Raw genomic sequence first — 9,912 nt, forward strand, 5'->3', positions numbered from 1 at the left:
AGATGAGTGATGAGAATTCTTTTGGAGCTGTATTTTTCTCTTCAAAGTAAATGTGTAGAATTTTGTTTTCTTCTTCAAATTTCAGAATCTCAAAATATTCAATCAAGAGTTCTGGTAAAAATAATTTAAGTAGTTCAGCATCATTTAACATACTACAAAAATATCATTTATTATTTTGCTCCCCAAGTTTTGAGACTGAGCCTATGTAATTTTGCCTATTGCCTATTGCCTATTGCCTATTGCCTATTGCTAATTGCCTATTGTATCGCTCCTCCGGAGCTTATGAAAATGATGCTTTCATGTTCTATAAAGGTTGCACTCCTCCGGAGTGCTGATTGTGGGTGCAGCTTGTTATTATCCTACAAAGGTTTTGCTCCTCCGGAGCTGCTTTGAAGAAAGGGGTAGATTCTAAATAATCTTACAATGAATTTCATATAATGGAATTTTCTCTAATATATCTCTGTTGAAATATTTATAGTCTCTCTAATAAGTTGAGTTCGATTCTTACATTTTAACAAAATATCAATATAAATGAGCTTTAACCCATTTATAAAATTAAGTTTCATTATTGGCCTTAGCCAAAATATATCATAATTTTGGCTAAAGCCAATTTTTGTTGTTACTGTTTAGCCAGGCTAAAGCCCGACTCTATTGATTTGAACTTAAATAATTAATAATCATTAATTTAAAAATCTCATTAAGATTCGCGTGGATTAATTAATGAAAATTCCGTTGAATTTCAATTTATGTTTTATGGTTGACATCCTAGCCCGTATAGAAGCGGTTACCCCGCAGCATGAGTTGGAGAGTAGGTGGGATTTGGAGATGGAGAGCATTGGTGTGAGGAGTATGAGCGGATAGACGGAAATAGCTCCTAAGAAAATTTAAGTTTTTTCTTAATAAATATTTTAAAGTGCACTTACTGTAAATACAATCCTACTGTTATATGTTGCTGCGGGAATTGTTACCGATACTCCAGAGAGTTGTAATTGAATTGGGATATTTGAATAGGACGCTAATGCTAATACTGCAGTAATCCTGAATAATTCAAGATCTGTAAGCGTTACAGTTTGGTAAGCAGTTCCTCCAGTTATTGAACATAGAAGACATACTGTTGTCCCATTACCTGTTCTTTTTGCGGATAATATTAAATTTGAATTCCATGTAGGGTTGGGTGTATAATGTACTGATATTTTGCCACTGCCTAATACTAATGGGATGTCTACTTTTAATGATATTTGGTTGGCTACACTCTCATAAGTTCCTGAATAGTTTGAGCCGGCTTCTGTAATTGATGGTATGGCGACTGTCCAATTAGTTCCTGCTATGTCTATTGTTTGGGCTTTTATCGTGCAGAAAAATAGTAAAGAGAGTATCAAAGTTATTTTGAATAAATATCTTATATAAAAAATTGTATTATTTGCTTTCATCTTCGTTTTTCTATTTATTCTGTGATCGTATAAGTGATCACCACAGGAGTATTTGTTTTTGCAGATAGATTACTATATGTATTGGCTGATAGGCTTAAGGTAAGCCGATGCCCGTTGTTTGCTCCATTTCCTGTAAAAGCACCACCTATTCCGCTGATTATTGTTTGTGATGTTGTGTTTAATGTTATCTGAGCAGAGGGTGTTCCTAATGTTCCTCCTCCGGTACCAGAAGCTGTAGCTGCCTGAATTTTTATATCAACTCCAGGAATTAATATGTTGATGGAAGCTGTAATTTTTCTCGTAAGACCTCCTAAAGCAATTGCTGATGTATAATTAATCCATTTTGTGGTATTGGCAGCAGGCGAAGCAATAGGATTTCCGGCTTCACCGGGGGCAGAAAAACTTAATGTAATCGCTCCTGTCGGCTCAATATCCATTAAAGTAACAATGGGTAAAGTAACAGACACACTACTATTTACTGTAGTTTGAGAAAACAAACAGGAGGAGATGATAAGGCAGATAAAAAACATTAATTTGAAATGATTCATTTTCGCTTTTTGTTTTCGTTATAGCTTACTTTGATGGCTTCTTGCTGATACTTTATTTCTGATGATTGTTTTATGACATTAATGGTTACATTTTTTGTTTCGTCAGATTTTAAATTAAATTCAAACTCATCAACGGGTATTTTATATTTTTTGTCTAAACCGTTTCTGTATATTTTTACTTTCCAATTTCCGGGACGCAAATAAGTAAAATCAAAATAGTCTCCTAAAAGTGCCAATTTTCTGAATATTTGATTACCGTTTGTTACTTCAATAATTAGATTTTCGTTTTTCTTTTTTTTGGTCGAAAGCTGGGCAAATTTTACATTACTTTCACGTTCTGTAAACTCTATTTTTCCCTGAATCTTTGCGGCACTCGTTAATCCAAAGTTGTAAATATTTTCTTTGCCTGTTAAAGTTAATGATGCTGGTACATTACGGTCAGCAATATCATTGATTTCTGTAGTCAATCTGTCGATTTCTAAAACATAATCTCCAGGATTTATATTTTTAAATAAATAATTTCCGTTTTTATCGGTTACCGAAAGATGATTTCCCATCATCAGGCGAATTCCATCCACTTTTTTTACTCCTAAATTTTTTATGTTTCCAGATAAAGTAGTGTATTCTGCAATTTTCTGAGTCGGAATATTCATTCTTAAAGTATAGCGCAACGAAAAAATAAAATCTTTATTTCCCAATTCTCCACGCTGTAAATTGTATCGTGTAGAAACATCCACTTCATGGCCTTTAAAAATTTGCTGATGAAAAAGAAGTTCAAAAAGATTTCTATCGGTAAAATAATCTTCAGGTATATAATTGTTCTGATAAAAAATACTGAAATAGGATTTATCTGAAAATCGACTTAAAACTCTTGCTCCAAAGTAAAACTGTTTATCATTCTTCAGCTGATAACGGGATGTGAGTGCGTAGCTTCCATATACATTAAATGATGTTTTAAATTTTTCAAAACCAATATTTGCAGTATAAAAACTTGAGTTTCCAGAAAAACCTGTCAGAAAATTATCTGTTTTTCCAAATTGACCATCAATGTTGAGTTGAAAAATTCCGATTTGCTGGTTAATAGAGAGTTTAAAAAAACGTTCTTTATAGTCAAATTCTTTGGGCATTAAACGGTCTTCATATCTTTGTGAACCGTTGTACATATAAATATTTCCATTGTTAGAGTATTTATATTGAATTCCATATTGCAAAAATTTACGATAAGGTGCCGCAAGAAATAAAGTGTCACGCTGAAAATTTTTGGCATCCTGTACATAGCTTGCTATTACATTAATCCGCTTTGACAGCTGATATTGAAGATTGCCATTAATATTACTGGTATTATTAAAGTATCCCGCAAATTTCGGGCTGGCTCTCATATACATTACATTTGCTTTTACTTTTTCATAACTTGCAATTGTTTGAATCATATAGGCAATACCGTCAGTTTTTTCTGTTTTGCTATATGCTGTTTCTCCCGAAACTTCAAGATTTTCATTGAGCTTAAATTTTCCTGTGAAGTAAGGTAAATGAGCATTTGAATTTAATCTCAAATTGCTAAATGCTAAATCTGTATTTTCTATTCTCGGAATTTTGTATAAATAGCCTGCTGTGATTTCTGATTGTTTTCCTATTTTTAATTTTGAATACATATTAAACTCATCTTTAATATCTTTGAAAAACCTCGGATGATTATAAAAGCCCCCAAAACTTATTTTTTTTAAATCAAAACGAACTTCAGCCCCTCGACCATATCTTGCATATTCGGTTAAGAAAGAAGCAGAATAGTTTTTATCTCCCAAATGAACAAAAAGATTTTTTCGGGTATAATTCACAAAATATTCTTCATACTGGGTAAAAGAATTAAAGTCTATCGGATTTTTGGTGACTGCATGAAACTCTAAAATATTTTTATTTTTTTCGTCTAAACTTCCTTTTCCATACAATTCGCCCTGAAAACCATCTTTATATTGACCTCGATTTTGCATGCCCAACATAGAAACTGAGGCTGAAACCGGAAATCTGTGGTAGATATCATCCTCAATGGGTTTTATAGAAATGATTTTTACACTCGAATAAACAGTCTGATTTTCTTGCGGATGGTCTTTAGAATAAACGGAAAGATTGATATTCTGAAATTCATTTTTACTTAAATTAGGTGAAGTAATTTTACTAATGGTAATTTTTTTGCTTTCTCCGGGAGCTAAAATTAAAGATGCATTTTCATCCACGATAGCATTTTTGCTTTCTAAAATTAAATTTTCAGAAACGTTCCCATCATTTTTTAAAACGAAAGTAGATTTAATAGTATCTCCAGCTTTTATAAATTCTGGTGAATCTAAAAGAGTAAGAGAAATTTTTTTATTTGTAGAAATTAATAATTCTGTAGTTTGGATAAACTTTTTACCCGTCGTTATTTCAGTTCCTTCCAGTAGTACAGTATGTTTACCTTGTGGTGCTTCTGCTGTAATTTGTAATGGAACAATATATATTTTACGTTCACTAGGAGCAATACTTACTTCTCCATTTTTTAAAATAGGAATAATGAGATGGTGAGAAGCTTCGGTTTTCAAATGATAATTTTTTGCTACAGAGCTGTTGTTTTCTATTGTAAAAGAAATAGAAGTAGATGTTCCCGGCTTTATACTATCTTTTTTTTGAGAAAAAATAAAAGCTGGGAATAGCAGTATATAATAGATGCTCCATTTTTTAATCATTCTTTATTTCTAATTCTACATTGAGAGCGAAAGCATTGTCTTCTTCATCGGTAGCAATGAGTACAGCATTATATTTATCGGGAGATATTTTACTGATATCAATATGATAGTATCTTGAAGTTTGGGGTAGTAGTCCAGATGCCATACTTGAGAAATTCCCGATTTTCTCTCCTGTTTTTTTGTTGTAGACTTCAACATTTACGGTTGGTTTGCAATAAAGATTTCCTTTGTTAGCAATAGCTACTTTTAAAATTTTTCTTCCCTCTTCTTTTTCAATCTTTACGCCTTCAAATTTCAAGTCAGGTTTTGCTTTTTCTGAATCTAAATCGGTAATCACTTGTATGGCATAGCGAATGATTGAAGTAATATTTATACCCTCTTTTTTATCGTTGGGTTTTATTTCCTCAACAGGCTCTACCATGATCACACTCCAATAAGTTCCTGGTTCAGAAACATTGTTGGGGACGGTTATTTCATAGTAGACTTCTGTCTTTTGCTTAGCTTTCAGAGTGACAAGATTGGTATTCATTTTAATCCAACCGGCATTTGTTTTACTGTTGTTTTGAGGAGCGGAGTAATTGATGGTACCATCAGATTTATAACTGTAATCTTGAAGAAACAGTTTTACATTTTGTGATTGATTGCCTGTATTTTCTATTTCAATTTTTCCCTTGTAAACTTTTCCGTTTTCTATCTTATAAGAATGTGAAAGCCCATTGATAACTACAATGCCTGCTTTTAGGAAACAAAATTGAAGGAAGAAAATGAGCAATACGAGAATGCTCTTTATCATTATTTTGTAAAGTTTGGTGTTTAAAATCGATAAAATTCAATCAAGAAGAAAAAAAGAAATCTATTTCTTCTTGATTGTAAAAGATGAGATTGTGTAGATTAATTATCCGAAATCGTATAAATAACAGAAACATCGGTAGTAGCGATTGCCTTTAAATCTGCATAAGAAGCTACGCCACCAGAACCACTTCCTGCTGCTAAAGCATAGGTCAGATTATGACCATTATTAGCTCCATTACCAGTATAAGCACTTCCTATTTCTGAAATAATGGTTTGGTCTGTTGCACTCAGTATTAACTCTGCAGCCGGAGTTCCTAATGTTCCTCCTCCAGAACCTGTAGCACCTGCAGCCGTTACATGAATATCAATTCCCAGAATAGGAGGGTTTACTTTTACAGATACAGTACGTGTAGGCTCTGCATCAGATTTAATAGAAGAATAATTTAACCAAAGCGAGGTGTTGGCAGCGTTTGGGATTACAGCATTACCTGCTTCCGTTGGTTTAGTGAATCCTAAAGTAATGTTTTTTGTTGCGGCGGGTTCAATATCCACTAGTGCAACCTCGGGAACAGAAATAGTGATAGTGTGATTGTCTGTCTTGGTGTCTTGAGCTTTAAGATTTGCAGATAGCGCAAATGCAGCAAAAGTCAGAGCTAAGCTAATTGTTGTTTTTTTCATGGTTTTTAGTATTTTGAATTGTGAAGTTAATAAAATTCATTATAATATGATAGAATAAATCACAAGAATTTAATGTTAAATATTCATTATCTTATATTTTATCACAATATGGTACATAATTACTAAAAATAGAATGCTGGATTTTATGACCGTAATCAGCCAAAAAATCTTACACAGAGGGCTGTATAAGATTCTTTGGCTTTGAAATTTATCTAAAATTAATTAGAGTCTATTGTCTATTTTTCAAATTCTACTCTTCCTGCAAAATGCCAAATGTTGGTATTAGATCTTATTTTGAAGTCGTACCAGCCTCTTGATCTATCTAGGTTAATATTTATTTTTTCTTCTTGTGTAGTAAGAGAAAGTTCGCTTATGTGATCGGTATATTTGTTTTCTAAACTAATATTCAAAGTGTTGGCTGAGATATTTGTCAGTTTTATATCTATTTCATGTTTTAAGATATTGGTAGATAAGTTTACATTCAGCTCGGGTTTTTTGGTGCCTTTAAACTTTCTCACAAAACCACTGGAACCTATTACTTCGTAGCTGTATTTTTCGATATTTACTGTATGCGAAATTTCATCATTTGAAGGTAGGGTATATGAAAAATAATAATCTTTTGTATTAAATTTATTTTTATCATAAATAATTAACGATACAGGAGTCTCCTTAAGGTTGGTCATTACAATCTTATTATTTTGGAGATTAACATCGTAGTTGCATGGTAATAAGGTAGATGGTTTCATGTCTCTTTTTCTGAATTTCAATAGGTTTTTACATTGAGTTTTTTCAGCGTATTTTGAGATATGGTGCGTAATTTTAGTTCGGAAAAAACTAAATATTTCTGAGACCAAATGTAGATGAATAGTATTACTTGTTCCTTAATTATTTATTAAGTGTGAAATATCTTTTGAGTATAAAATGACAATAAGAATTAATTTAATGATAATATGAGTATAGAATTTACTCTTATAGAATAAAAATGTTTGAAAATTTCTTTAAAAACGACTCAGAATTCCCCAGTGAATTTTTATGTCGTTAAACTTAAAAGGATTTCCAAATTCGTTACCATTAGAAAGCTGAAAACTCATTAAACCAAGTGGAATAAAGAAATTGAAACCAAGACCTACACTATATAATTTAGGTTTTACATTTAAGGATTTGTTATTGAGCTGCCCATATTGTCCGAAAACATCAAAAAATGCCTGATTTCCGATAAGATACCGGTATTCCATACCTGCGTAGTAATAGAAATCGGCGGCAAGAGAGTTTTCATTAAAACCCCGGAGAGAATTCCAGCCCCCAAAACGATACAATTCGTTGGCAGAGAAATCGATTTTAGAATCCATCATTGCACCTTCTCCTTTGATGTTGAGAAAGTGGTTTCCGTTGATATGATAATTATATTCTCCAAAAAAGTAAAACTGATTCTGATTGGCTTTTATCTTTTCACCGGTATAGTTGGTTGCGAGAAAATCGTATCCTACATTCAGTTTAGACTTATAAAGAAAAAGGTCAATGTCGGTAGGCTCGGTCATGTCAAAGAAAATACCAATCCCTTTTTTGTTGTAATCTTTTCCCTGAATATAAAGACTGTCGATGATGGTAGAAGATTCAAAAGTTCCTCGTAAACCAATTTTCTGTCGGCTGTTGAGATGGTAATAAAACGCAGGCAAAGCTTTTACATTAGCAAAAGTAGAATCTTGTCTGAAGATATTCACTTTCATATTTAAACCCACATTAGAATTAAGTAAATACGGAATATCGGTTTGCAAATCAAAATTCTGACCTTTATCGGGGTTTCTCTGCCAATAAAGATTGACTGTTTCAAAACCGTTGAACATGTTTTTAAAATTTACATTCAAAGTACCATTAAGCGTAAATTTATCTGTTTTATCATTTCCAAAACCGATCACTCCATCAAAAGTATTGGTTTTTTTCTTCTCCATAAACAGATATATCTGTGTAGAATCTTTTGTGAAAAGAGTCTGTGGTTGCCGTTCGAGCATGATAAAGGGATGGCCCTGGAAATTTTTATTAATGGCAATCAGGTTTTTGTCGTCGTAGTTTTTGCCTTTAAATTCTTTTTCAAGATTTTTTATAAATCTTTTTGGAACTCGGGTATAACCTTTTGCCACAAAGCCGTCAATGGTTCTTTTATTATTTTTATTAATATCAAGTTCTACTACAGGAATGCCATTTTTCTGACCTTTAAACTGAGATTTTATCCTGCTAAAAGCAAACCCATCATCAATATATTTTTTGTTGATATTTTTTTTAACCGAATCTAAATTTTTGGTGAAAAATTCTTTTTCAAGTTTAAATCTGGTAACAATAGAATCTGAGAGGTTAACGTAGGTCTCGTTGAAGTTTTTGCCCTTATCATAGAAAATTTCTGTAGAATCGCCTTTTATTTTGACTTCTTTTAAATCAGTAAAAAAATAATTGTTTTGCGCTAAAGAATCGAGGAATTTTACGGCAGAAAGTGAATCTTTTACTTTTTTCTTTACTTTCGTTTCTGTATCAATCAGAAAATAATGCTTCTTTTGCGCTTGTACAAAAACGCAAAACAGAATAAAAAATATGTTTAAAAATAACTTCAACTATTAAAATAACAAAAGTGCTGTTTTATTTTTGGAGATTTAAATTTGTTTTAATAACTGAAACTAAGCCAATTTATTATACTTTTTCATTAAATTCTCATAAGTTCCCTGCGGAAGGATCCATTTCAAAGGAACACCAATTTTCTGTCCGAATTTACCAAAATAATAATGAGCTTTCCACTTATTTTTAGTTAAAAGTTGGTCGATATATTCTGCAACTTCCAAGGGTTCAGTTCCGTCGCCAACATGAGAATTCATCAAAGCATATACTTTATCGAATACGTTTTTGTAAGGCTCAGAAACTTTTGTTTTTACCCGGTTTTCTGCAATATTGGTTTTAATATCACCTAAATGAAGCGAGCAAACATCAATATTCCAAGGGTAAACTTCGTATCTCATGGCTTCGGTAACTTTATCTAAAGCAGATTTTGAAGCCGAATAAAATCCACGGAAAGGCAATCCCATTTCACTTCCTATGCTTGAAACATTAATAATCTGTCCAAATTTATTTTCACGCATTTTTGGCATCACAGCAGTCATCATTTGTACAGCGCCTACAAGATTCAGATTAAATAATTTTAAAATATCTTCTTTTGTGGAATCTTCCACAGAACCTACCATTCCCATTCCCGCATTGTTGATCAAAACATCAATTCTGGTTTCTGTTTTTAAAACTTCAGCAATAGCATTCTGTACCGCGTCATTATCTGTAATATCGGTCGGAATTGATTTAAAATACTGACTTTCGGTATGCTTTCGGCTTAAACCATAAACGTGATGACCTTTTTTTCCGAAATATTCTGCTAATACGAAACCAATTCCTGAGGAAGTTCCCGTAATGATGATTGTTTTTGACATTTAATGGTAAAAATATTTATTTGAATCAGAGATTTTGAATTCCCTAAAGCTGTTCATTTTATAAACGGTAAATTTATGTAAAAGAACCAAAAAATAAGACTTTAGATATAATAAATCTACAGAACCACTGTAAAATTGATTAAACTATTTTTCAAAAAAAATCCCGAAGACATACTTCAGGAATTTTTTTTAATATTAAGAGGCTGTTTAAATTTGATATTTATTTTTAACATTAAGAAATTAAGATCATCGCCTTAAAAAACTTAATACAAAATCAACGTGTTGA

General features: G+C 32.1%; 8 protein-coding genes. All 8 read right to left on the bottom strand.

Annotated features, from left to right (window positions below; all coding sequences use genetic code 11):
- Positions 1–908: 908 nt before the first annotated feature.
- Entirely contained in the window at positions 909–1,430 is a 522-nt protein-coding gene (locus tag AB671_RS19850; RefSeq protein ID WP_228390957.1) for a hypothetical protein, read from the bottom strand.
- A gap of 14 nt (positions 1,431–1,444) precedes the next feature.
- Entirely contained in the window at positions 1,445–1,897 is a 453-nt protein-coding gene (locus tag AB671_RS19855) for a hypothetical protein (protein ID WP_228390956.1), read from the bottom strand.
- 77 nt (positions 1,898–1,974) lie between these two features.
- Positions 1,975–4,695, bottom strand: coding sequence for a hypothetical protein (locus AB671_RS19860; RefSeq protein WP_066679463.1), 2,721 nt, complete (start codon positions 4,693–4,695; stop codon positions 1,975–1,977).
- A complete protein-coding gene (locus AB671_RS19865) occupies positions 4,688–5,488 on the bottom strand; it encodes a WxL protein host-binding domain-containing protein (RefSeq protein WP_066679462.1) in 801 nt (266 codons plus the stop codon). Before AB671_RS19865 ends, AB671_RS19860 begins: the two co-directional genes overlap by 8 nt.
- A gap of 98 nt (positions 5,489–5,586) precedes the next feature.
- Complete coding sequence (locus AB671_RS19870) at positions 5,587–6,165, bottom strand: hypothetical protein (RefSeq protein ID WP_066679461.1); 579 nt, start codon at positions 6,163–6,165, stop codon at positions 5,587–5,589.
- Between the two features lie 236 nt (positions 6,166–6,401).
- Positions 6,402–6,911, bottom strand: a complete 510-nt coding sequence (locus tag AB671_RS19875) for a phospholipase domain-containing protein (protein ID WP_185114098.1) — start codon at positions 6,909–6,911, stop codon at positions 6,402–6,404.
- Positions 6,912–7,163: 252 nt separating this feature from the next.
- Positions 7,164–8,768 carry a hypothetical protein gene (locus tag AB671_RS19880; RefSeq protein WP_066679459.1) on the bottom strand — a complete coding sequence of 535 codons (1,605 nt, stop codon included), beginning with the start codon at positions 8,766–8,768 and terminating at the stop codon, positions 7,164–7,166.
- Between the two features lie 63 nt (positions 8,769–8,831).
- Positions 8,832–9,626, bottom strand: coding sequence for an SDR family oxidoreductase (locus tag AB671_RS19885; protein WP_066679458.1), 795 nt, complete (start codon positions 9,624–9,626; stop codon positions 8,832–8,834).
- Positions 9,627–9,912: the final 286 nt, after the last annotated feature.

The sequence above is a fragment of the Chryseobacterium sp. BGARF1 genome (assembly GCF_001677955.1).
Taxonomy (GTDB): Bacteria; Bacteroidota; Bacteroidia; order Flavobacteriales; family Weeksellaceae; genus Chryseobacterium.